The sequence below is a fragment of the Halorubrum salsamenti genome, assembly GCF_007671685.1.
GTDB lineage: Archaea > Halobacteriota > Halobacteria > Halobacteriales > Haloferacaceae > Halorubrum > Halorubrum salsamenti.
On record NZ_VCNL01000003.1, the window covers coordinates 304,485 to 326,115 of the forward strand.

At 69.3% G+C, this 21,631-nt stretch carries 20 protein-coding genes; 4 read left to right on the forward strand and 16 right to left on the reverse strand.

Annotated features, from left to right (window positions below):
* Nucleotide 1 precedes the first annotated feature (1 nt).
* Nucleotides 2-646, forward strand: a complete 645-nt coding sequence (locus tag FGL94_RS10560; RefSeq protein ID WP_144924584.1) for a dolichol kinase — start codon at nt 2-4, stop codon at nt 644-646.
* Between the two features lie 387 nt (nt 647-1,033).
* Here the strand turns inward: FGL94_RS10560 and FGL94_RS10565 are convergent, their stop codons facing one another.
* On the reverse strand, nt 1,034-3,952 hold the full coding sequence (locus tag FGL94_RS10565) for a DEAD/DEAH box helicase (RefSeq protein WP_186313391.1): 2,919 nt from the start codon (nt 3,950-3,952) through the stop codon (nt 1,034-1,036).
* Nucleotides 3,953-4,109: 157 nt separating this feature from the next.
* Nucleotides 4,110-5,372 (reverse strand): threonine ammonia-lyase, encoded by a 1,263-nt coding sequence (gene ilvA / locus FGL94_RS10570; protein WP_144924587.1) that lies wholly within the window; start codon nt 5,370-5,372, stop codon nt 4,110-4,112.
* A gap of 139 nt (nt 5,373-5,511) precedes the next feature.
* On the opposite strand from ilvA, the gene FGL94_RS10575 reads away from it, so the two are divergent.
* Nucleotides 5,512-5,883: a PLD nuclease N-terminal domain-containing protein gene (locus FGL94_RS10575; RefSeq protein ID WP_144924590.1), complete on the forward strand. Its 372-nt coding sequence runs from the start codon at nt 5,512-5,514 to the stop codon at nt 5,881-5,883.
* Between the two features lie 36 nt (nt 5,884-5,919).
* On the opposite strand, the gene FGL94_RS10580 is transcribed toward FGL94_RS10575, so the two are convergent.
* From FGL94_RS10580 to ahaH, 10 genes are all read right to left on the reverse strand, one after another.
* Nucleotides 5,920-6,315 carry a DUF6276 family protein gene (locus FGL94_RS10580; RefSeq protein WP_144924593.1) on the reverse strand — a complete coding sequence of 132 codons (396 nt, stop codon included), beginning with the start codon at nt 6,313-6,315 and terminating at the stop codon, nt 5,920-5,922.
* Nucleotides 6,316-6,365: 50 nt separating this feature from the next.
* Nucleotides 6,366-7,058: a V-type ATP synthase subunit D gene (locus FGL94_RS10585; RefSeq protein ID WP_144924596.1), complete on the reverse strand. Its 693-nt coding sequence runs from the start codon at nt 7,056-7,058 to the stop codon at nt 6,366-6,368.
* Between the two features lie 122 nt (nt 7,059-7,180).
* On the reverse strand, nt 7,181-8,602 hold the full coding sequence (locus tag FGL94_RS10590; RefSeq protein WP_144924599.1) for a V-type ATP synthase subunit B: 1,422 nt from the start codon (nt 8,600-8,602) through the stop codon (nt 7,181-7,183).
* A gap of 1 nt (nt 8,603) precedes the next feature.
* Nucleotides 8,604-10,382, reverse strand: coding sequence for an ATP synthase subunit A (locus FGL94_RS10595; protein ID WP_144924602.1), 1,779 nt, complete (start codon nt 10,380-10,382; stop codon nt 8,604-8,606).
* Nucleotide 10,383: 1 nt separating this feature from the next.
* Nucleotides 10,384-10,713 (reverse strand): V-type ATP synthase subunit F, encoded by a 330-nt coding sequence (locus tag FGL94_RS10600; RefSeq protein WP_144924605.1) that lies wholly within the window; start codon nt 10,711-10,713, stop codon nt 10,384-10,386.
* Entirely contained in the window at nt 10,710-11,756 is a 1,047-nt protein-coding gene (locus FGL94_RS10605; protein ID WP_144924608.1) for a V-type ATP synthase subunit C, read from the reverse strand. The genes FGL94_RS10600 and FGL94_RS10605 overlap by 4 nt, the downstream gene beginning before the upstream one ends.
* Nucleotides 11,753-12,328 (reverse strand): V-type ATP synthase subunit E, encoded by a 576-nt coding sequence (locus FGL94_RS10610; RefSeq protein ID WP_144924611.1) that lies wholly within the window; start codon nt 12,326-12,328, stop codon nt 11,753-11,755. Before FGL94_RS10610 ends, FGL94_RS10605 begins: the two co-directional genes overlap by 4 nt.
* A 22-nt stretch (nt 12,329-12,350) precedes the next feature.
* Complete coding sequence (locus tag FGL94_RS10615; RefSeq protein ID WP_004049078.1) at nt 12,351-12,602, reverse strand: hypothetical protein; 252 nt, start codon at nt 12,600-12,602, stop codon at nt 12,351-12,353.
* A 180-nt stretch (nt 12,603-12,782) separates the two neighbouring features.
* Complete coding sequence (locus FGL94_RS10620) at nt 12,783-14,969, reverse strand: V-type ATP synthase subunit I (protein WP_144925049.1); 2,187 nt, start codon at nt 14,967-14,969, stop codon at nt 12,783-12,785.
* 4 nt (nt 14,970-14,973) lie between these two features.
* Nucleotides 14,974-15,330: an ATP synthase archaeal subunit H gene (ahaH, locus tag FGL94_RS10625; protein ID WP_008005198.1), complete on the reverse strand. Its 357-nt coding sequence runs from the start codon at nt 15,328-15,330 to the stop codon at nt 14,974-14,976.
* A gap of 156 nt (nt 15,331-15,486) precedes the next feature.
* Here ahaH and FGL94_RS10630 point away from each other — a divergent pair, with 156 nt between their 5' ends.
* A complete protein-coding gene (locus FGL94_RS10630; RefSeq protein ID WP_144924614.1) occupies nt 15,487-17,058 on the forward strand; it encodes a nucleotide-binding protein in 1,572 nt (523 codons plus the stop codon).
* Nucleotides 17,059-17,118: 60 nt separating this feature from the next.
* Here FGL94_RS10630 and FGL94_RS10635 read toward each other — a convergent pair whose 3' ends face one another.
* Nucleotides 17,119-18,090, reverse strand: a complete 972-nt coding sequence (locus tag FGL94_RS10635; RefSeq protein WP_144924617.1) for a transcriptional regulator — start codon at nt 18,088-18,090, stop codon at nt 17,119-17,121.
* 187 nt (nt 18,091-18,277) lie between these two features.
* Between FGL94_RS10635 and FGL94_RS10640 the strand changes: the two genes are divergently transcribed.
* Nucleotides 18,278-19,726, forward strand: a complete 1,449-nt coding sequence (locus tag FGL94_RS10640; protein ID WP_144924621.1) for a tRNA(Ile)(2)-agmatinylcytidine synthase — start codon at nt 18,278-18,280, stop codon at nt 19,724-19,726.
* Nucleotides 19,727-19,770: 44 nt separating this feature from the next.
* Here the strand turns inward: FGL94_RS10640 and FGL94_RS10645 are convergent, their stop codons facing one another.
* From FGL94_RS10645 to FGL94_RS18325, 3 genes are all read right to left on the reverse strand, one after another.
* Complete coding sequence (locus FGL94_RS10645; RefSeq protein WP_144924624.1) at nt 19,771-21,108, reverse strand: outer membrane protein assembly factor BamB family protein; 1,338 nt, start codon at nt 21,106-21,108, stop codon at nt 19,771-19,773.
* Nucleotides 21,109-21,185: 77 nt separating this feature from the next.
* Entirely contained in the window at nt 21,186-21,416 is a 231-nt protein-coding gene (locus FGL94_RS10650; RefSeq protein WP_144924628.1) for a DUF7543 family protein, read from the reverse strand.
* 70 nt (nt 21,417-21,486) lie between these two features.
* On the reverse strand, nt 21,487-21,630 hold the full coding sequence (locus FGL94_RS18325) for a hypothetical protein (RefSeq protein WP_186313392.1): 144 nt from the start codon (nt 21,628-21,630) through the stop codon (nt 21,487-21,489).
* Nucleotide 21,631 lies beyond the last annotated feature (1 nt).

The window sequence follows — 21,631 nt, forward strand, 5'->3', positions numbered from 1 at the left end:
CGTGCCCCTTCCGGCGGCGGAGTGGCGGGCGAAGGTGGAGTTCGAGCGGCGGCTGGTCCACGCCAGCGGTACCCTCTTTCCGGTCCCGTACCTGCTCGGGTGGCTCACGTGGACCGAGACGGCCGCGATCCTCGCCGTCGGCGTCGCCGTCGTCGCCCTGCTCGAGTTCCTCCGGCTCGTCGTCGGGCTCGATCACGCCGTCTACCGGCATCTCACGCGGGAGTACGAGTCCGACAGCGTCGCCGGCTACGCGATGTATCAGGTCAGCACCGCGACGGTCGCGGCCGCCGCGGTCCCCGCACTGGGCGTCCCCGGCATGACGCCGACGCTCGCGGTGCCCGCGATCTGGATGGTGTCGCTCGGCGACCCCGTCAGCGGCGCGCTCGGGGACAACGACGCGACCGAGTCGAAGCGGCCCGTCGCGTGGATCGCGATGTTCCTCGTCAGTCTCGCCCTCGCGCTCCCCTTCACCGTGCCGGCGTTCGGGACCGGCGCCGGCGTCGCCGTGGCCCTCGCCGGCGCGGTCCCAGCCGCGGTCGCCGACGGCCTCCCGCCGATCATCCGCGGCGTCGCCGTCGACGACAACCTCACCATCCCGCCCGCCGCGGCCGGCGGGATGCTCCTCGCGGCCACGGTGTTGGGGTAGGGCGGGGAACGAACTCGAGCGACAGGCGGCCGAACCGGGTGCGAGATACGCAAACGCGGGTCCGGTACTGGGCTATTTATAAACGGACGGCGGTGGCGCGCCCTCCGAGCGGCCGCCCTCGGCGGCCGCGAGTCAGCGCGTGCGAGGGAGTCGGGGCGGCGCTCATGAGCGCCGCCCCGGCGAGGCTGGGGAGGCGTGAGGTTGCGGTGTCGTACCGTGCGTGTGGGGCGTTGGAGGCGTTCACCGCCGATCCGCGTCCGACCACTTATAAACAAACGGATGACGCGGCAGAGGGGCGTCTCACCGCGTCGTCGGCAGTGATCGCCCACAAACAGCCGATCCCGCCGCGATCCCGCAACCAACCGACCGACCGGTCCGCGTACCGATCTAGTCCCAGAACGACTGCGTTCGCGCGTACTCGCGCTCCTGTCGGAGCACGTCGCGGTAGAACTCGTCTTCGTCCTCGCGAAGCTTGTTGATGATCCGCGCGGCGTTGTGCGGTCCGACGCCGCGCGCCGCCAGCGCGATCACGGCCCGCTTCCCGTGCGTCTGGACGAGGCTCGCGGCGCGGTGGGCGCGCTCGGTGCGGCGCTCCTGTTCGTCGTCCTTCTCGGTCGCGCGCACCGCCGCGACCGTCTCCTCGTCCCACGGGTTCAGCGCGGCGATCCGCGTCGAGCCGCAGTCGGGACACTCCGGCTGGTCGGGGACGCGCCGCACCTTCGTCGTCCGTTGCCAGTCCGCGCAGTGGAGGCAGAAGAGGATCACCCGGTCGTTCCGGATGCGCTCGCGGATCGTCTCGATCACGTCGGCGTCGGCGTTCTCCGGGACGAGGAACTCCGTGCCGGAGGATCGGCCGGCGGTTCCGAGGGAGGTGCGCTCGCGGGCGATCTCGACGGCGATCGAACCGTCCCGCACGTCCTCCAGCAGCTCGGCGGTCTCCCCGACCGCGAGGTCGGCGTGGAACACCTCGCGGAGCGCCTCGTCGTAGACCGGCGTCCCCTCCAGCGCCGCGAGCAGCCGGTCGCCCCCGAACCGCCCTCGTCCCTCGCGGTAGCGCTTGACCGAACCGAACTTCGCGGCGACCTGCGCGAGCGTGAACTTGAGCGCGTCGGAGTTTTTTAAGGCGAGTTCGAGGTACGCCTCCAGTCGGTCGGGGTCGGTCGACTCCAACACCTCGCGGAACGTGCCGGGGTCGACTCCGTGGGGCACCTCGAACTCGATCCGGTACGGGTCCACGTCCATCCCGACCGACGACCCGGCGCGCTGGCCCACGAGCGCCGCGAGCAGGCGTGCGAGCGTCTCGTTGACTTCGTGGCCGAAGGCGGCGTTGACCGCGACGGTGCGCGCGCTCCCCTCGATCACGATCCGGCGGTCCGTGGGGACGGGGTGGCCGGCGTCGACGTGGTCGACGACCGGTTTCAGGGCGGCCGCGATCGTCCCCTCGTCGGCGGGGTATCGGTCCGCGAGGTCGCCCGCGACCGCCTCGGGCGTCGAGCCCGCCGAAAGCGCCGCCGCGGCCTCGCCGCGAATGCGCCCGACCTCCTCGGCGACGGGCTTGGGAACCGGAATCTCCTGGCCGATCCACGAGGGCACCTCGCCCGCGGGGTCGGCGATGGGCGTGACGTTCACGCGCTCCTCCTCCTCGTCGACCTCGGTGATGCGCCACATCTCGCCGCGCTGGACGAACGTCTCGCCCGGTCCGGCGAAGTTGACGACGAACCGCTCGTCTAAGGTACCGATCCCGCGACGCGAGGACATGTCGTACACCTCGTAAGTGGACTCGTCGGGGATCATCGAGAGGTTCGCGTAGAAGTACTGCCACGTCCCGCCGGACTTCTCTAAGGCGTCCGACTCCTCGTCGAGCCACAGCAGGTGGTTGCCGTCGAGTTCGCGCACGATCTCCTGGAACGTGGGCTCGGAGAGGTCAGCGAACGGGTAGGCGCTCGTGACGATCTCGTACGCCTCCCGGGCGTGTACGTCGCCCTCGTCCATGACGACGCCGACGATCTGGTTCGCGACCGTATCGAGGCTCCCGTGGTGGATCGCGGCCGGCTCGACGAGTTCGGCGCCGGCGCGCCGGGCGATCGCCAGCGCTTCGAGGGTGTCGTCGCCGCCCTGCGTCACGACGGTCCCCTCCGACACGAGGTCGCGGCGGTGCCCCGCGCGCCCGACGCGCTGGAGCAGCCGAGCGACCTCGCGGGGGCTCCCGTACTGGACAACGTGGTCGACCCGGCCCACGTCGATCCCGAGTTCCATCGAGGAGGTGCAGACGAGCCCGTCGAGGTCGCCCGACTTGAACCGGTCCTCCACGTCGATCCGCACGTCCTTCGAGAGCGAGCCGTGGTGGACCTCGATCTCGGTGGGGTCAGTACTCCCCTCACCCTTCTCCTCCCGCTCCGCGAGCGTCTTGAACCGCGACCCGAGCGCCTCCGCAGTCTGTCGCGTGTTGACGAATATCAGGGTCGACTCGTTGTCGGCGACGATCCCGCGGATCGTCCGGACGTGGCTCGCGGTCGTCTCGTCGACCGCCAGCTCCCCGGCGAGCGTCGCGTCGCGGTCCGTAATCTCGGGATCGAGCACCCGCACGTCGGTTCGCGTCCCGGCCGCGACCTCGACGATCTCGAACTCGCGGTCGCCGGGACGGTCGGAATCTCGTTTCCCGCTGCCGACGAGGAACCGCCCGACCTCTTCCGGAGTGCCCACGGTCGCGGAGAGCCCGACCCGCTGGAACGGCCCCGCCACCCGGCGGAGGCGTTCGAGCCCGACCGTGAGCTGGGCGCCCCGCTTCGCGGAAGCGAGTTCGTGGACCTCGTCGATAACGACGTGCTCGACGTCTTCGAGCGCGAGCCGCATCTTCGAGCCCGTCAAGATCGCTTGGAGGCTCTCCGGCGTCGTGATCAACACGTCCGGCGGGTCGTCGGCCTGTTTACTGCGCTCGTACTGCGTGGTGTCGCCGTGGCGCACCGCGACCTCGACGCCGAGCCGGTCGCCCCACCACTCCAGTCTGTCCATCATGTCGCGGTTGAGCGCGCGGAGCGGGGTGATGTAGAGGGCCGAGATTCCCTCGCGAGGCTGGTCTCCGGGTGAGTCCCGGGCGTCGACGATGGCGTCGAAGACGGGAAGCATCGCGGTCTCGGTCTTCCCGGTGCCCGTCGGGGCGAGGACGAGGGCGTTCTCCCCGTCGGCGAGCGGCGGGATCGCCTCACGTTGGGGCTCCGTCGGCGTCGAGAACCCCTGCTCGGAGAGCGCCTCGCGGAGTTCGCTCCCGAGGTGCGCGAACGCGTCCATGCCCGACGGTTCCGGCATTACGTGATCGCCGAACGTTGGGCGCTCAGGCGATTAAGGTCGTCGCTGTGCGAAGTTTGCTTATAAATAGGGTGGCGCGATCGCCGGTCGATTCTCGACTGCTGTCGGTGAACCGGCGATGAGCACTTCCAAGGCCCGCCCCGAACGGCACCGCGCCTCACCCTTCCTGTGCCGTCCACTCCACTTCGTAGCCCGCCTCGCGCACCGCCTTCAGGACCCGATCGACGTGGGCCGGGCCGTTGGTCTCGACCTCGAACACGAGGTCGGCGTCGCCGACCGGGAGGTCCGGCCGACTGCGCTCGTGGCGCACCGTCCGGATGTTCGCGCGCTCCGCGCCGATCAGAGTGCTGATCTCCCCCATCGTGCCGGGCGTGTCGTCGATCCGGACGGACAGCTCGATCAGTTGGTCGCGGTCCACGAGGGCGTGCGTCACCACCTCCTTCAGCGTCGTGACGTCGATGTTGCCGCCGCAGAGCAGCGGGACCACTGTCTCGCCGGCCAGATCGAGTTCGTCGCGTGCGTCGTCGTTGAGGAGCGCAGCCGCGGCGGTCGCGCCCGCGCCCTCGACCATCTGCTTGGCGCGCTCCAAGAGCAGCAGGATCGTACTCGCCACGTCGTCGTCGCTCACGACGACCACGTCGTCGAGATGCTCTTTCAGGAGGCCGAAGGTAAGCTCGCTCAGCCCGCCGGTCGCGATCCCGTCGGCGATGGTGTCCGGCTCCTCGCGTGTCACGAGTTCGCCCGCCCGCAGGCTCTCAGAGAGCGTGGAGGCGCCCTCGGTCTGGACCCCGATCACCCGCGTCTCGGGCGATCGAGACTTGATCGCGGTCGCGACCCCACCCGCCAGCCCACCGCCGCCCACCGGGACGAGCACGGTGTCCACGTCGGGCACCTGATCGAGTACCTCCAGCCCGAGCGTCCCCTGTCCGGCGACCACGTCCGGGTCGTCGAAGGCGTGGACGAACCGCGTCCCGGGGTCGTCGACAAGCGTCTGCGCGTGCGCCATCGCCTCCGGGAACGCGTTTCCGCGGAGCACGACCTCGGCGCCGTACCCGCGGGTCGCCTCGATCTTCGCCGCCGGCGCCGACTCCGGCATCACGATCGTCGCGTCGATTCCCGCGCCCGACGCCGCCAGCGCGACCCCCTGCGCGTGGTTGCCCGCGCTCGCGGCCACCACCCGGTCGATCTCGGACTCGTCGGTCCCGTCTCCGGACCCGTCGACGGCCCGCGAGATCGCGTTGTACGCGCCACGCGTTTTAAACGAGCCGGTGCGCTGGAGGTGCTCCATCTTCAGGCGCACGTCTGCGCCGCACCGCTCGCTCAGAGACCGACTCCGCTCGACGGACGTGCGCTGGACGATCGCCGCCGGTTCGAGCCGGTCGGCGGCGGCCTCGACGTCCGCTATCGTGACGGAAGACATGGGCGCGGTGTTCTCGGGAACTCACAAAAGGACTCGGTTACGAAACGGTGTCTGATCGGTCGCGCCGCGACCGGAACCGCTTCAGCCGCTACGGCGTCGAGCGCCCAATTGCTTATGCCCACGGAACCGAAGTGGGCGTATGCAGCCGCTCGTCGCCGCCGTCCTCGTCGGCATCCCGCTCGCGTGGCTCGTCGGCTTTGCGGCCTACGCGTACCTCGACGCGCCGAAGCACGGGATGGATCCGCAGAAGTGGGCGCTCATCGCCTTCTTCGTCCCGCTCTTCGGCTTCTTCGCGTACGTGTTCGAGCGCGGCGAGCGCGACTACGACCCGTCAGAGGATCCCTACGCGGCGGGGAACGACGCACGCACGGCCGGCCTCGCCGTCCACGAGCGGCGGCGCGGGGAGAAGCGGCTCGGTCCGGCCGGGACCGAAGCCGACGACGGGGACGAAGCGGACAGGGAAGACGAGTGGAACGATCCCGACGGGGTCGACATCGACGGCGAGCGCTGAGACGGCGAGCGCTGAGACGGCGAGCGCAGGACTCGCTTACAGCATGTCGAGCAGCGCCGACCGCCGTCGTTCGAGGTCGAACGCGGCGTCTGGGGCGTCGATCCGCTCGAAGAAGGCGAAGGCGTCCGCCCCCGACCGCTCCGCGTGCTCGACGAGCGCCTCGATCGACGCCCGGTTGAGCGCGAGCGACTCCAACTGGCCGCAGGCGAGCGCGAGGGCGACGCCCGCCTCTCCGTCGGGGAACGCGGGATCGACGGCGGAGAGGTCGGCATCGTCCGTGGTCCGCTCGTCCGGCGTGATATCGGCTTCGGCCGCCGGAAACGTCCGGAGGCAGCGGGTACAGATCGCGGTCAGCGGGTCCGGCGCGCGCTCACGGAGCACGGGCGGAACGGCGAACGCGACGACGGTAGCGTCGCAGTGAGGACACGGCATGGAAACGAAGCGATGGAGCTGTCAGGTTCGAGAACGAGCGCTTCGAGACGTCAGTCCGCGGGCTCCGGCTCTTCGGCCGCGGCGGCAGCCTCGGCGGCGGCCTCGGCCTCTTTCTCCTCTTCCTCCTTCTTGGCCTTGATCTTTTTCAGACGGAAGATCTCCTCGCGCTCCTGTTCCTCCAGTTTCTGCTCGATGTACTCCTGATTCTCGTACAGGGTCGGGAGGAGCGTGAACTCCAGCGCGTTCACGCGGCGCTTGGTGGTCTCGATCTCCGTGAGCATCTTCTTCATCGCCGTCTCGACCTCGGCGGCGAGGATGACCTTCTCCAACAGCTCCTCGTAGGCGTCCGCGGCCTCGTCGATCCGCGCGGAGGAGCCGAGCAGCCCGTAGCCCCGCTCGTCGATGCTCTTTTTCACCTTCGAGGACTCGATCTGCGGGACCACGACGCCCATGATATTCTTCGACTGGGTCGTGATCTCGGGGTGTTCTTTCAGCGCCGCGGCCGCGCCGCGGACGGCGACGTCGCCCTCCATCGCGCGGGCCATGTCGATCTTGCGCTGGGCCGTCTCGTAGTTCTCGGACACGTCCGAGCGGACGTCCTGCGCCTGATCGAGGATGTCCATGAACTCCATGATGAGGCCGTCACGCTTCTGTTCGAGCGTGTCGTGACCGCGCTCGGAGAGCTCGATGCGGTCCTCGATCGCCATCAGATTCTTGCGTGTCGGTTTGACGTCCTTGGCCATCTTGTTGGGAAACGGTTCCGCTCCGAGGCGGATAATTCTTTTCAGTCGTGACGTGTCGCGCGAGCGGCGCCCGCCAGCGCAGCCGCTGTTTGAGGGCGAAAGAGTGGAAAGAAAACGCTGCGTCAGTCGGCCGCTTCGACGACTTCGCGCTCGGAGTCGTCCTCGCGGTAGTACTCCTCGATGAACTCCTCGTCGATCCGATTGAGGGCGTCCTTCGGGAGCATCGAGAGCAGGTCCCAGCCGATTTCCAGCGTCTCCTCGATGTCGCGGTTCTGGTCGAAGCCCTGGTCGACGAACTCCGACTCGAACGCGTCCGCGAAGTCGAGGTACTTGTTGTCGAGCTCCGACAGGGCCTCGCGACCGACGATGTTCACGAGGTCGCGCAGGTCCTCGCCCTCCGCGTACGCCGCGAACATCTGGTCTTTCACGTCGGCGTGGTCCTCGCGGGTGAGCCCCTCGCCGATCCCGTCGTCCATCAGCCGCGACAGGCTGGGGAGCACGTTGATCGGGGGCTGGAGACCCTGACTGTTGAGGTCGGGATCGACGTAGATCTGCCCCTCCGTGATGTACCCGGTCAGGTCCGGGATCGGGTGGGTGTCGTCGTCGCCCGGCATCGTGAGGATCGGGATCTGCGTGACCGAGCCCTCACGGCCCTGGATCCGCCCGGCTCGCTCGTACAGCTGCGCCAGGTCGGTGTACATGTATCCGGGGTAGCCGCGTCGCCCCGGGACCTCCTCGCGGGCCGCCCCGATCTCGCGGAGCGCCTCGCAGTAGTTGGTCATGTCCGTCAGGATGACGAGGACGTGGTAATCCTTCTCGAAGGCAAGGTACTCGGCGGTGGTGAGCACCATCCGCGGAGTGACCGTCCGCTCGACGGCGGGGTCGTCCGCGAGGTTCATGAAGACGACGGAGCGCTCCAGCGCGCCGGTGCGCTCGAAGTCCTGCATGAACTCGTTGGCCTCCTCCTGGGTGATCCCCATCGCGCCGAAGATGACGGCGAACTCGGAACCCTCCTCGTCGTCGCCCTCCTCCTCTTCGGGCACGCTGGCCTGGCGGGCGATCTGCATCGCCAGCTCGCTGTGCGGCTGGCCGGAACTGGAGAAGATCGGGAGCTTCTGGCCGCGGACGAGCGTGTTCATCCCGTCGATGGCGGAGACGCCCGTCTCGATGAACTCCTCGGGGTACTCCCGGGAGTACGGGTTGATCGCCGCGCCGACGATGTCCTGTCGCTCCTCGGGGACGATCTCCGGACCGTCGTCGATCGGGCGGCCGGAGCCGTCGAGGACCCGCCCGAGCAGGTCCTCGGTGACGGGCATCTTCATCGTCTCGCCCAGGAAGCGGACGGACGCGTTCTGGTCGATACCGGAGGTGCCCTCGAACACCTGGATGGCGACGACGCCCTCCGAGGATTCGAGCACCTGTCCGCGCAGCGTCTCCCCCTGTGCCGTCTCGATCTCGACGATCTCGTCGTAGCCGATGGCCTCGTCGACCTCGGCGTACACCAGGGGACCGCTGATCTCGGTGATGGTCTGATACTCTTTCATGTTAGTAGAGGCTCCGGAGTTCCTCGGTGATGTCCGCTTTGAGCTCCTCGACGTACTCCTCGTAGTCCTCCTGGACGCCGATCCGGTTGATCCGGGGAGCGGCCTCGGTGTCGACGATCTCTTCGACGGGGACGCCCGCTTCGAGCGCCTTGAACGCCTCGTCGTTGAACGTCTCGATCGTCGTCAGCATGAGGTACGTCTTCTCCGGCGGACAGAACGTGTCCACCGGGTGGAACGCGTTCTGCTGGAGGTACGCCTCGCGCAGGTAACGGGCGACCTCCAGGGTGAGCTGCTGGTCGTCGGGCAGGGCGTCCTTCCCGACGAGCTGGACGATCTCCTGCAGCTCCGTCTCCTCGTCGAGCACGTCGACCGCCCACTGGCGCTTCGTCGCCCAGTCGTCGGCGACCTCGTCTTCGAACCACGGGTCGAGCTGGTCCTTGTACAGCGAGTACGACTCGTTCCAGTTGATCGACGGGAAGTGGCGGCGCTCCGCCAGGTCCGCGTCGAGCGCCCAGAACGTCTTCACGATGCGCAGCGTGTTCTGGGTGACCGGCTCGGAGAAGTCGCCGCCGGGCGGCGACACCGCGCCGATCGCCGAGACGGACCCCTCCGTCCCGTTGACGTTCTCGAAGTAGCCGGCGCGCTCGTAGAACTGCGCGAGCCGGGCGGCGAGGTACGCGGGGTACCCCTCCTCGCCGGGCATCTCCTCCAGCCGGGAGGAGATCTCGCGCATGGCCTCCGCCCACCGCGAGGTGGAGTCGGCCATCAGCGCCACGTCGTACCCCATGTCGCGGTAGTACTCGGCGATCGTGATTCCCGTGTAGATACAGGACTCACGCGCCGCGACGGGCATGTTCGAGGTGTTCGCGATGAGCGAGGTCCGGGCCATCAGCGGGTTGCCGTTGGCCGGGTCCTCCAGCTCGGGGAAGTCCTCGATGACCTCGGTCATCTCGTTGCCGCGCTCGCCGCAGCCGACGTAGACGATGATGTCCGCGTCGGCGTACTTCGCGAGCTGGTGCTGCGTGACCGTCTTCCCGGAGCCGAACGGCCCCGGAATCGCGGCCGTCCCGCCCTTCGCGATGGGGAACAGACCGTCGAGGATACGCTGCCCGGACACCAGCGGCGTCCGGGGCGTCTTCTTGTTCTCGGAGGGGCGCGCCTCCCGGACGGGCCACTCCTGGTGCATCGAGACGTCCGTCCCGTTGGCGAGCTCGGCCACCGTCTCGGTGACGTCGAACGAGCCCGACTCGATGGCGGTGACCTCGGTGGTCTCACCGTCGTCGAGGGCGTCCGGGGGTACCATCACCTTGTGGTCGATAGTGACCGTCTCCTCGACGACGCCGACCACGTCGCCGCGGCCGACTTCGTCGCCGACCTCGACGGTGGGTTCGAACTCCCACTCCTTCTCGAGGTCGATGCCGGGCGCGTCGACCCCGCGATCGAGGTACGGACTGCCCATCTTGCCCTCCAGCACGTCCAGGGGACGCTGAACGCCGTCGTAGATGGCGTCCAGCATACCCGGACCAAGGTCGACCGACAGCGGCTCGCCCGTGTTCTCGACGGGTTCGCCGGGGGCGACCCCGGAGGTCTCCTCGTACACCTGAATGGTCGTGATGTCGCCTTCGATCTCGATCACTTCCCCCATGAGGCCTTCGTCGCCGACGTAGACGACGTCGTTCATGCGGGCATCGAGGTCGCGGGCGCTCACGACCGGACCGCTCACGCTTTGGATTACACCGTCTTCGCTGATGGTGGTCTCCGTGGATTCTGCTTTACTCATGTTAGTCGTCCTCCTCCATCAGGTCGATCCCGATGGCTCGTTTAATCTGGTCGCGCAGCCCGCCGCTGCCGGCGCCGGACCCGCCGAGGGTCACGAGCACGGGCTCGATACTCCCCTCAACCGTCTCGCGAGTCCCCCGCGAGAGGTGATCGAGGTCGTCGTCGTGCATCACGATGATGCCGGTGTCCTCGTCGTCGAGGGTCCGTTCGACGGCGTCGTCGAGCCGCTCGTCCTTCTCGTCGTCCGGTACGTTCTCGAACTTCCGCACGCCGGCGAGCCTGAATCCGGTGGTGAACTCGGGGCTCCCGACGACGGCGATCTCCTGGCTCATGTTATCACCAGCTCCGATTCGATCTCGTCGGCCGACAGCCCGGCCTCCTTCCCGCGGGCGATCGCCCGGATGTTCTCCACCTCGCGCTCCTTCGCGAGGATGTAGGAGATGATCGGGGTGATCGACACCGGGTGGATCGTGCCGAGCCGGTCGCCGTACGCCAACAGCGCGGCGTCGGTCGCGTGCTCGAACGCGATGAGGCTGTCCGCCTCTTCGAGTTCGCGCAGTGCCGGGCCGAGCTCGTCGCCGTACTGGCTGTCCGCAATGTACTCCACGAGTTCGTCGAGGTTCCGCGCGAGCCGCGCGAGCGACCCGCGGGTGAACAGCTCGCCGCCCTCGATGAAGTACGCCGCGGGGTCGATGTCCGCGCCCGACCGGGCGAGCCGGAGGGCGTTCGTCGCGTTCCGAAAGTCGACCTCCGCCTTGAGGAACGCCTCGTACTGTTGGGTCGGCTCGTCGTTGCCGAGCCCCGACAGGAGCCGCTCGTAGAACGCGCGGTCGACGGCATTCTCCAGCGGTACGAGCGTATCCGTCTCCTCGTACTCGGCGTACGCCTCCCGTAGCGGGTCCCCGTAGATGGTGTCTTCGAGCACCTCGACGACCGCGTCGATCGAGTCGGCCTCGAGCAGCCGTCGGATCCGGCGGTCGTCGAACTCGCCGGCACGGATCAGGTCGACCTCGATCGACGACTGGTCCGCGTCCGTGTAGGCGCCGCGGATAACCGTCTTTACGTTCCACGCGTCGAACTTCCGAAGGTATCGGGCGATCAGGTCGTACAGCTCGCCCTCGCTCCAGTCAAGGATGTCGTCGAACTGCTCGGCGAGGTTCCGGTTCAACGCGTACTCGATCAGGTCCACGCCGCCGTGGCGACTCCCGAGGGCGTTGATCTCCGCGCCGTAGCTCGACTCCTCCATGAACCGGGCGATCTCCGCCGGGCCCATCCGGGTCAGCTTTCGGTACTCCTCGTCGCCGTAGAGGCTGCCGCGGCGGGCACGAACCCGCGCGACGACGTACTCTGGGTTCGAGCTCCCGACGGCGCTCATTGGTCGAACAGTCGCTCCGAGATGTTCTTCAACTCGTCGTCCCAGACGGACTCCAGGATCGAGTCGAACGTGTTGTTCACGCGAACGCGAGAGGTGTCGCTCTCCGCGACGACGCCGCCGAGACAGTCGACTTCGCCGTCGACCTCGGCGTTGCGGCCCTCGACGAGCTCCTCGACGAGGTCGACGTCCTCTGCGCGGGTGTAGACGGCGACCTCCTCGTCGTCGAACTCCGCGAGCGTCGCGTCGAGCAGCGTCTCGGTCAGCTCGCGGCGTCGGTCGCCGTCGAGCCCCTCGATGGCGGCCTCGACGTCGTCGTAGACGTCCTCTAAGACGTCGCGACGGGCGCCGAGCCGCTCCTGCTTGGCCTCGAGTTTGGCCGAGGAGAGCGTCTGCTCGCGCTCCTGATCGATCTGTCGATCGACCTCTGCGAGCCGCTCTTCGCGGATGCGCTCGGCATCGGCCTCCGCCTCGGCGACGATCTCGTCCGCCTCGGACTCCGCCGCCTCACGGATTTCCTCTGCACGCGCGCGGGCTTCGTCTCGAACGTCCTCAACGACAGTGTCCAAACTCATTGGTGTGGAAAGGGGGTGCCGCTCAGACGATGAAGACGACGACGAGTGCGAGAATGACAATCGTCTCGGGGAGGACCGTCAGAATGAGCCCGTTGACGAACAGATCGTCGTCTTCGGCCATCGCGCCGACGGCCGCGGAACCGATTCCCCGCTCGGCGTATCCCGCGCCGAGCGCCGCCAGCCCGACAGCGAGTGCTGCCGCGGCGTTGGCGTCAGTCAGCGTTCCACCGGCCTGCAGTGCGACGTTCCCGAGTTCGTTGGTAGCTTCAAGCATTGGTAGTAGTTACGGTTGCTCGTCTCCGAACAGGTGCTAGTTGCCGCCACAGTGGTCATAAAGCTTCCCAAAACGACCGAATAGAGCGCCCCTGACACGGGAAAAAAATACGACTAACGACGGCGATTTTCGGACTCCGCGGGATGACCGAGAGGTGGGCCGCGGATCAGACCGCGCCCGTCACTCCTCGTCGGCGGTGTACTGCCGGTCGTACCCGAACGGCAGGTAGCTGTCGCCGCCGCCCTCGTAGAAGTTCCCGAAGAACTCCACGTACTCGAGACGCACCGCCTGAATGCCGGCGGAAGTGACCCCGAGCGCGAGGACGACGATGTGGCCGACGACCGCGACGACGATCCCGCCCACGAGCGCGAGGACGCCGACCGCGCCGATCGAGGACGGGTCGAACGCGGTCGTGATCCCGGCGAAGACGAGCTCGTACTCCTCCGGGTGGTTCCGGATGTATTCGAGGTACTCGGCGGAGAAGATGAAGTGGAAGCTCCCCTCGCCGCCCTCGCCGATGTACGCCCCGAACGCCAGCAGGTTCACGGCGAGCGCCATCCCGCCCTTCGCGAGCAGCACCGCCATGATCCGGGCGTACGAGATGACGTTGACGATCGGCGAGAGCACCTCGGCGAGCTCCGGCGGCTCGCCGATCGCGAGCAGGACGATCCCGAGCAGGATGGCCGCGATGGCGGCGTACCCGACAGCGACCGGGAAGCCGGCGAACGACACCGCCCCGAAGGTGAGTATCGAGAACGAGTCGAACAGGAAGTCCGGCTTCGGACCGGGGAGATGCTGGCTGAAGATCCAGATCCACGCGCCGTTGAGGATCAGCAGCCACGAGCCGCCCTCGTACAGCGCGTGTTTCAGGTCGTGCTGCTGGTAGTTGCTCACGAACGAGAGGATGTGCCCCACGTTCAGGTGCACGAGCCCGAACAGCACGCTGGCGACCAGGAACGACAGCGCCCAGTCGATGTCGGCCGGCGAGAGGCCCTTCCCGTCGACGGGCCAGTGGACCTCGCCCGGTAGCAGCTGGTAGGCGTGGTAGCCGAACACGTCGATCCCGAAGTAGATCCCGAACAGGATCGTGAAGCCGCCGGCCCACAGCGCGACGGCGCCCAGTTCGCGGAACGTCCCGTCGTACCTGCTGTACAGGAAAGCGCCGATGGCGCCGTACAGCACGCCGTACCCCACGTCGCCGATCATGAAGCCGAACATGAGCGGGAACGTGAGGAAGACGAGAAGCGTCGGGTCGAACTCCGAGTACTTCGGCCGGCCGAACCCCTGCACGAGCAGCTCGAAGGGGCCGGCCGCGCTCCCGTTGTTCTGGACGACCGGCGGGTCGTCGCCGCCGTGGGTCGCGTGGCCGCCGTCCGTGGCCGCCTCGCGCACGTCGCTGTCCGCAGCACCGCCGTCAGCGACCGCCTCAGTGTGGTGGTCTCCGTCGGGGGTGAACGACGCGCGCTCCAGCTCCTCGACCTCGGCGTGGTCGCCGACCGCGTCGGCGATGGCCGCCTGCAGGTCGGGGAACGTCTCTGTCGGGACCCATCCCTCGGCGATGAAGGCGTTCTCGGTGGTCGCGAAGGAGAGCGGCGCCTGCTTCTTCTCGGCCTCGATGGTGAGCTGCTCTTCGGCGCGCAGCAGGAAGCCGGCTTCCTCCTCTTTCACCGCCGCGAGTTCCGCTTCGACCTCGTCGAGGTCGCTCCGAAGCTCTTCGCGTTCGCGTTCCAGCTCCGCGACGTACTCGCTCGGGCTGGCGTCCGCGTCCGGCACTTCGAGCAGCGCGATGTCGACGCCGACGAGCGAGTCCTGCAGGACGCCCTCCTCGGCCCCGTCGGCGGGACGCGCGAAGATCGCGACGACGTCGCTCCCGGCGAACACCTCGAACGCGTCTATCCCGTCCGCGTCGGCGAGCGTCGCCTCGACCGCGTCCGGCTTCGCCTCGCCGACGACGACTTCGAGCGAGTCGTAGCCGCCGAGCAGGTCGAGCTCGATTCCCAGGTCCGCGAACGGCTCCATCCGATCGATCTCCTCCTCTCGGTCGCGGATCTCGGCCTGCAGATCGTCGCGCCGGTCGTTGAGTTCGTTGACGCGCTCGCGCACGTCGTCGAGCTCCGCCTCGAGCTCCTCGTCGCCGAGCGGACGGGCCCCGTCGACCTCGTCGCCCTCGATATCGAGGATGCTCTCGAGCGAGCGCACGGTGACGAGCTTCTCGTTGACGGTCTCCGCGCCGTCGAGCGATTCGCCGGGCGCGAAGCCCTCGTAGCGCTCGTCGTAGTCCGTGACGTGTAGGGAGTGGTGTTCGTACGTCGCCTCGATCACGTCGTCGATGACGCGCTTCGAACCCGTCACCGACACCTTGCTCATCCGCTCAGGCCTGAGCATCCACCGCCTCCTCGGCCTGTTGGTTCACCGCTTCTTCGAACCGTTCGACGGCGTAGTCGACGGCCGAGTCCACGCGGTCGCGGGCCTCGCGTTCGAGCTCGTCGCGGTCGGCACGACCCGATTCGAGGATCTCCTCGCGGCGCTCCTCGATCTCCTCGCGGGCCGCCGCCAGCCGGTCGTCGGCCTCGGAGTCCGCCTCTTCCTCGGCCTCCGCGCGGATCTCCTCCGCGCGTTGTCGAGCCTCGGCGAGGCGCTCGTCGGCGTCCGATTCCGCCTCCGCGATGATCTCGTCCGCCTCCGTTTCAGCCTCCTTGATCCGGTCGAGCACCTCTGGTCTCGCCATGCTACTAATCGCCTGAAACTCCACAAGCGACGTATAAGGTGTTTGCGAAAGTGCGCGCACGGTTCCGGCAACTCGGGCGGTCGATCGCGCCGAAACGCCGACGCGATCGCTCCGTCGCCGCCTACATTTAAGTACCAGTCGCCGGACCCTCACCGTATGGCAACGGTGTATGCGGTCGCGTCGGCGAAAGGTGGGGTCGGGAAGACCACCACGACCGCCGCGGTGGCGACGCTCCTGGCCGACTCGGGCGCCGACGTCGTCGCGATCGACGCCGACCTCGGCATGGCGAACCTCGCGGCGGCCGTGGGTGTGCCCCCCGGCGGGATCACCCTCCACGACGTGTTGGCGGGCGCGGCCGAGCCCCACGACGCGGTCCACGAGGGGCCGGCCGGCCTCCGCGTCGTTCCGGGTGCGGCGGATCTCGACGCGTACGCGGCGGCCGACCCCTCCGAGCTTCGGGGGGTCGTCGACGCCTTCGACGACGCCGACTACGTGTTCGTCGACGCCGGCGCGGGGCTCTCGCACGACTCCACGCTCCCGCTCGGGCTCGCCGACGAGACGCTGCTCGTCTCCACGGCGGAGCAGAGCGCCCTCGGCGACACCGAGAAGACGCGCCAGGTGACCGAGCGGATCGGCGGCTCCGTCGCGGGCGCCGCGATCACCCGCCTCGACCCCGCGACCGCCGCGAGCGACGACCCGATCGACGCGGTCGAGCAAACGCTCGACGCCCCCGTGATCGGACGGATCCCCGAGGACGACGCGGTGTTGCGCGCGGTGGAGTCGTCCAAGCCGCTCTCGGTCTTCGCCTCGGACGCCCCGGCGACCCGCGCGTACCGGGACCTGACACGGGCGCTGACCGGCGCGTCGATCGACGGTCCCGGGCTCGCCGCCGGCGACGCGACAGTTGACGACGAGACGGCGGACGGCGACACCGAACCCGACGAGACGGTGCCCGGCGACGCGGGGGCCGACGAAGAGACGGCCGCGGGCGAGGATGACGACCCGACGGAGACCGACACCGAAGGGCCAGACGAGGGGGCCGAACCGGACGACGCGGGTGAGACCGGCGGTTCCGAAGTGACGGACGTTGCGCTGGACGAGGAGGATATCATCGTCGCCGACTCCGAGCGGGCCGGTCTCGGCGATCCGGGCGACGAGGAGGATATCATCGTCGCCGCGGAATCACCCGTCGAGGACATCGAAGACGCGGAGGACGTCGAAGACGCGGAGGACACCGAGGACGGCGCGGCAGACGCGACGGGGGCGACGGACGCGGCCTCCGAGAGCGCCGACGACGTCGCGAGCGGTCCGGCGGCGGCCGAGGTCGACGCCGTCGACGGCGAGACGGAGACCGTGGGCGAGGGGCACGTCGACGGGGACGACCTCGAAGAGATGATCGAAGAGGACCTCGAACCGGAGACGTTCGACGACGGGGACGACGAGACTCCTGAGTCGACCGCGGACGGTCAGTCGACGAGCGACGAGCCGGCAGACGTCGGGGTCGGCGGCGACGGCCCCGGATCAGACGAAGAACCGGACCCCGCGCCGGGAGCGGAACCGAGCGAGGAGACAGAACCCGATCCGGACGACGAGCTCGCCGGCAGCGTTCCGTTCCGGGACGACGACACCGGGACGATGAGCACCTCCCTCTCCGAAGAGGCGAAAGGCGACGACGAGGACGATAGCGATGAGAGCGGCGGCTTCTTCAGTCGACTGCTCGGTCGGTAGGACCGCGTCGCTCTCGGCGGTCAGGTAGACGGTTGATACGGACGGTGAGTCGAGGGCCGATCAGGCTTCGGACGGCGCCTTCGCCCGGTCGCGGATGAGTTCGCGGATCTCCTCGGGGTCGGAGATGCCGGCGAGCTCCTCGCAGGAGACGAGGGCGGTGCCGTCGACCGACTCGCGCTCTTCGTCCTCCTCGGTGAAGTACACCGAGCGGGTCTGCGCCACCTCGCCGATCGAGGACATGATCCGGGCGCGCTTCTCGGCGGCCGGAGTGAACGTCGAGTGGCCGGTGAGCACCCGCGTCACGGCGCTCCCTTCGTCCTCGGAGACGGCCTTAAACGGCGCGCGGGCGGTCGGGTGAACCGTGAATCCCGCGTTCGTGAGCACGTGGAGGACGTGCTCGTCGTCGGGGTCGGTCTCGGGCGCCGAGGGAGTGGGGTCGGCGTCGCGGACCTCGTCGGCGCCCTCGAGCACGTTGACCGGACTGGAGAACGGCTCGTTGAACAGCTCCTCCAGTTGGATCGCCACCTCGATGGAGGCGTTCATCCCGTCTTCGTACTTCGAGACGGTGCGCCGGGAGACGCCGAGTTCGGTGGCGAGGCGGCCGAGCGACCAGCCGCGCTCCTCGCGCTCGTCGGCCAGCAGGTCGCCGTCGAGGCTGACGTAGAGGCCGCCGGGCGCCGCGTAGATGAGCGGGGGCATCCCCTCGACGAACAGGTCGTACCCCGTGTCGGGGTTGATCACCGGGACGCCGTGCCGGAAGTAGACGACCCCCGGCTTCAGCTCCTCGTCGCGGGTCCGGACCCCGATCACCATCGGGGTCGCCTGCAGGTACTCGCCGAGCCGGCGCATCTCCGCGCCGGTCTCCGCGTCGAGCGCGTCGACGTTGCCGAGGATCTTCAGGAGGACGAGATCCTCGCCGCGCCGGGCCGCCACGTCGAAGCTCTTGGGCCGGACCGCACACCGGTCGCTGACGAGGAAGCCCGCGTCCTCCAGCATCGCGGTGACGTTCTCGATCAGCGCAGTCCGGGACATAATCGAGATTAGCGGCTCGCCGTATATATGCGTTGTGTCAGTCGCACGCGCTCGAAATCGCCGCCCGCCTGCGATTTCGCCGATCGGGACGGCGATGCAGTTATATACTCGTTCGTCGGCTCCGACCCGCTCTGTCCGCTTCATCCCGCCCCGAAACCGGTTTGTCCGGGAACGCGAAAGGGCGCGTATGCCCATCGTCGCCGTCGACGACACCGACTCTCGCGAGCGCGGGATGTGCACGACGTACGTCGGCGCGCGGCTCGCCGAGCGGCTCGAATCGGCCGGCGGGCGGGTCCGCCGCCGGCTCCTCGTCCGGCTGAACCCCGCCGTGAAACACAAGACGCGAGGGAACGCCGCGGTCGCGCTCCACGTCTCCGCTATCGACGCCGAAGCGGCCTTCGACCTCGCCGCGGCGACCGTCCGGGAGTTCGCGGCGGCCGACGACCCCCGGACCTCGCCCGGCGTCGTCGTCGCCGACGTCGACGTGGCCGATATCGACGTGGCCGACCCCGCCGACGCCGGCGACTCCCTCGGAGCGAGCGCGATCGGCCCGTCACCCCCGAGCGCGGCGACGATTCCCCCCGACGTGACCGAGTTCGCCCGCCGCGCGCTCCGACACCGCCTCTCGCTCGACGAGGCCCTCGAACTCGCCGACGAACACGGCTTCCGGCACGCGGCGTTCGGGTCCGGCGGGGAGACCGAGGCGGACGCCGTCGCCGGCCGCGGCCGGATCGGCGCGCTCGCGGCGGTCGGCGCCCCCGCCGCGTTCGACGACTGGACCGTCGAGCGCATCTCCTACCGCGAGCTGGACCGCTGCGGCACGCCCCGCGACGTCGACGTCGAGAGCGTCTTCGCGGCCGCCGATCGGGGGTACCCGACCGTCTGGGACACCGTCGACCGCGGAACGGGCGAGGCGGTCTGCGTGCCGAACGCCCCCGGCCCGATCCTCCACGGGATCCGCGGCGACGACGCCGACGCGTGCCGCGAGGTCGCCGAGGGGATCGCCTCCGAGCCGGTCGAGCGCGCCGCGACGTTCGTCACGAACCAGGGCACCGACGCGCACCTCGCGCCCGGGGCGATCGGCGACCTCCGCGACGGCGCGGGCTACCGCGTCGCCGGCGTCGTCGCGAGCGAGCCGGAGACGAGACGCGGGGGACACGTCCACGTCGACGTGGCGTCCCCCGACGATGATCCCCTTCCCCACCTCCGGTGCGTCGCGTTCAAGCCGACCGGCCGGTTCCGCGACCGCGTGCGCGCACTCCGTCCCGGCGACCGGGTGACGGTGTGCGGCGAGCACGAGGTCCGGGCGGTCGAGGGCGACGCCGACCGCGACGGATCGGACGGCGATCTGCCGACGGCGACCCTGAAACTGGAGAAGTTCGCCGTGCGCGACCTCGTCGAGACGGAGCCCGCCGTGCCGATCTGCCCCGACTGCGGGCGGTCGATGTCCTCGGCGGGGCGGAATCAGGGGTACCGCTGCCGCGACTGCGGCACCGACGCGCCCGGGAAGGTCGAGGAGCCGGTCGAGAGGGGGCTGGACGTCGGCTGGTACGAGGTCCCGCCGAGGGCCCGGCGACACGTGGCGAAGCCGCTGGTCCGCGGCGGGTTCGACGCGGCGATCCACCCGGAGCGGTGAGTCGGTGACGGCCGGATCGGCTTAGCGAACAGGGAGAGGCCCCGCTACTCGCTCGCGACCAGCTTGTAGCACATCCCGGCCTCGTCGGAGTTCTCCGGGGCGCGCTCCGCGTAGTAGATCCCGTCGTCGGTGACGGTGGGCGCGCTGGTCACGTCGCCGCGACCCTGAGCGGCCCAGGTGACCGAGCCGTCGTCGCGGTCGAGCGCGTACAGCTTCGCGTCGTACGAGCCGACGAGCACGTGGTCGTTCGTGGCGACCGCGCTCCCGGTGATCCAGCCGCCCGTCGCGGTCGACCACAGCTTCTCGCCGCTTTGGAGGTCGATCGCGTAGGCGTTTGTGTCGTGGCTCCCGACGTACACCTCGCCGTCGTGGACCGCAGGCGCGCACATGACGCCGCCCGTGTCAGCCGGGCTGGGGTCGTCCTTCGACGTCTCGCCGCCGTCGGTCTCGAACTCCCACAGCATGGAGCCGTCCTCGATGTCGAGCCCCGTGACGGTCCCCGCCCACGAGGGGACGACCGCGATCCCCTCGCTGATCGCGAGGGGGACCTTCACCTCCCCGCCGGTGTCGTAGGCCCACTCGCGCTCCAGCTCCGGGAACGACCAGGCGTAGCAGTGGCCGTCGTTGGAGCCGAAGATGAGGCGGCCGTGCTCGCGGTCGATCGCGACCGTCGAGTGCGGATGGTCCGTGGGGCGTCTGTCGCGCCACTCCACCTCGCCGGTCTCCGCGTCCATCTTGACGACGCTCCCGTCCGGGGGCGCGTGCTCGACCGCGACGTAGAGCTTCCCGTCGAGGTAGGTCGGGCTGGCGGCGGCCGAACCGCCGACCGTGTTCTGCCACAGGATCTCGCCGTCGTCGAGCGCCAGCGCCGAGACCACGCCGTCGTAGGTGCCGACGTACAGGCTCCCGTCCGCGATCGCCGGGGTCCCGTGGCTCCCGCGGTCGTCGTCGCTGATCGAGGTCGCCCAGTTCACCGACCCGTCCGGCGCGATCGACTGCACCCGGCCCGTGTCGTCGGCGAGGACGATCGCCCCGTTCGGGGCCGCTATCGGGCTCCCCTTCGAGGCCGAGTGGTCGCCGCGGTTCGCCGGCACCTCCCACGCGGTCTCGGCGGTCTCGGGTATCGTCGCGTCGATGTACCCGGTGTTCCGGAGCCCCTGCCGGAACTGCGTCTTCACGCCGTCGTCGGGCGCTTCGGTCGGACGGTCGCTCCCGTCTGAGCTCCCGCCGTCGCTCCCGTCTCCGGAGCCCCCGTTCTCGGGCGTGTCGTCTCCGGCCGGCCCGCCGGAGTCGAGGGCGGAGCATCCGGCCAGTCCCGCGGCGCCCGCGGTGCTCGCGGCACCGAGGGCCCGCAGCCAGTCGCGACGCGTTCGTTCGGTCATGGTGGCCCCCTTCCCGCAGCGAGAATAAAAAGCCCCGCTCCTCGGCGTACGCTCGCGAGGCGGTCCGGCGGCGGCGATCAGTCGTCGATGTCGCGCTCCTCGCGCCACGTCGCCGCGCGGTCGAGCGCGGCCTCGCGGTCGTCGAACCGCTCGCGCTCGTAGGCCGACTCGTCGTCGGCCTGCTCCATCACGTCGAGGCGGGCGACGAACCCGCCGTCGCCGCGCTCGCGGATCCGGACCGTCGCGTAGCCGTCGGAGCGCTCCCACTCGGTGATCACGTCGTCCTCGCGTCCCAGTGACCAGGGCATACCGGAGAGCGCGCGCGGCGCGGCTAAAGCGGCGCGGTTCGCGGTCGGCGACGGGGGAGAGCCGTTCCGATCAGTCCCCGCCGCTCACCGGCGCCGTCGCGTGCGAACAGACCGGACAGACCGCGTAGCCGAGGGCGTCGTACGGCACCGACGCCGAGGGGGCGGTCACGCCGCACTCGGGGCAGTCGAACGTCGACCCCTTCTGAATGCTCATA

Excerpts from the sequence above, each read along its gene's own strand:
- FGL94_RS10600 (WP_144924605.1), bottom strand. The coding sequence starts at position 10,713 with ATGAGCCAGGAGATCGCCGTCGTCGGGAGCCCCGAGTTCACCACCGGA.
- FGL94_RS10630 (WP_144924614.1), top strand. The coding sequence starts at position 15,487 with ATGGCAACGGTGTATGCGGTCGCGTCGGCGAAAGGTGGGGTCGGGAAG.
- FGL94_RS10650 (WP_144924628.1), bottom strand. The coding sequence starts at position 21,416 with ATGCCCTGGTCACTGGGACGCGAGGACGACGTGATCACCGAGTGGGAG.
- FGL94_RS10610 (WP_144924611.1), bottom strand. The coding sequence starts at position 12,328 with ATGAGTTTGGACACTGTCGTTGAGGACGTTCGAGACGAAGCCCGCGCG.
- FGL94_RS10620 (WP_144925049.1), bottom strand. The coding sequence starts at position 14,969 with ATGAGCAAGGTGTCGGTGACGGGTTCGAAGCGCGTCATCGACGACGTG.
- FGL94_RS10645 (WP_144924624.1), bottom strand. The coding sequence starts at position 21,108 with ATGACCGAACGAACGCGTCGCGACTGGCTGCGGGCCCTCGGTGCCGCG.
- FGL94_RS10585 (WP_144924596.1), bottom strand. The coding sequence starts at position 7,058 with ATGGCCAAGGACGTCAAACCGACACGCAAGAATCTGATGGCGATCGAG.
- ilvA (WP_144924587.1), bottom strand. The coding sequence starts at position 5,372 with ATGTCTTCCGTCACGATAGCGGACGTCGAGGCCGCCGCCGACCGGCTC.
- FGL94_RS10565 (WP_186313391.1), bottom strand. The coding sequence starts at position 3,952 with ATGCCGGAACCGTCGGGCATGGACGCGTTCGCGCACCTCGGGAGCGAA.
- FGL94_RS10580 (WP_144924593.1), bottom strand. The coding sequence starts at position 6,315 with ATGCCGTGTCCTCACTGCGACGCTACCGTCGTCGCGTTCGCCGTTCCG.
- FGL94_RS10595 (WP_144924602.1), bottom strand. The coding sequence starts at position 10,382 with ATGAGTAAAGCAGAATCCACGGAGACCACCATCAGCGAAGACGGTGTA.
- FGL94_RS10615 (WP_004049078.1), bottom strand. The coding sequence starts at position 12,602 with ATGCTTGAAGCTACCAACGAACTCGGGAACGTCGCACTGCAGGCCGGT.
- FGL94_RS10635 (WP_144924617.1), bottom strand. The coding sequence starts at position 18,090 with ATGTCCCGGACTGCGCTGATCGAGAACGTCACCGCGATGCTGGAGGAC.
- FGL94_RS10590 (WP_144924599.1), bottom strand. The coding sequence starts at position 8,602 with ATGAAAGAGTATCAGACCATCACCGAGATCAGCGGTCCCCTGGTGTAC.
- FGL94_RS10605 (WP_144924608.1), bottom strand. The coding sequence starts at position 11,756 with ATGAGCGCCGTCGGGAGCTCGAACCCAGAGTACGTCGTCGCGCGGGTT.
- FGL94_RS10575 (WP_144924590.1), top strand. The coding sequence starts at position 5,512 with ATGCAGCCGCTCGTCGCCGCCGTCCTCGTCGGCATCCCGCTCGCGTGG.
- FGL94_RS10640 (WP_144924621.1), top strand. The coding sequence starts at position 18,278 with ATGCCCATCGTCGCCGTCGACGACACCGACTCTCGCGAGCGCGGGATG.
- FGL94_RS18325 (WP_186313392.1), bottom strand. The coding sequence starts at position 21,630 with ATGAGCATTCAGAAGGGGTCGACGTTCGACTGCCCCGAGTGCGGCGTG.
- ahaH (WP_008005198.1), bottom strand. The coding sequence starts at position 15,330 with ATGGCGAGACCAGAGGTGCTCGACCGGATCAAGGAGGCTGAAACGGAG.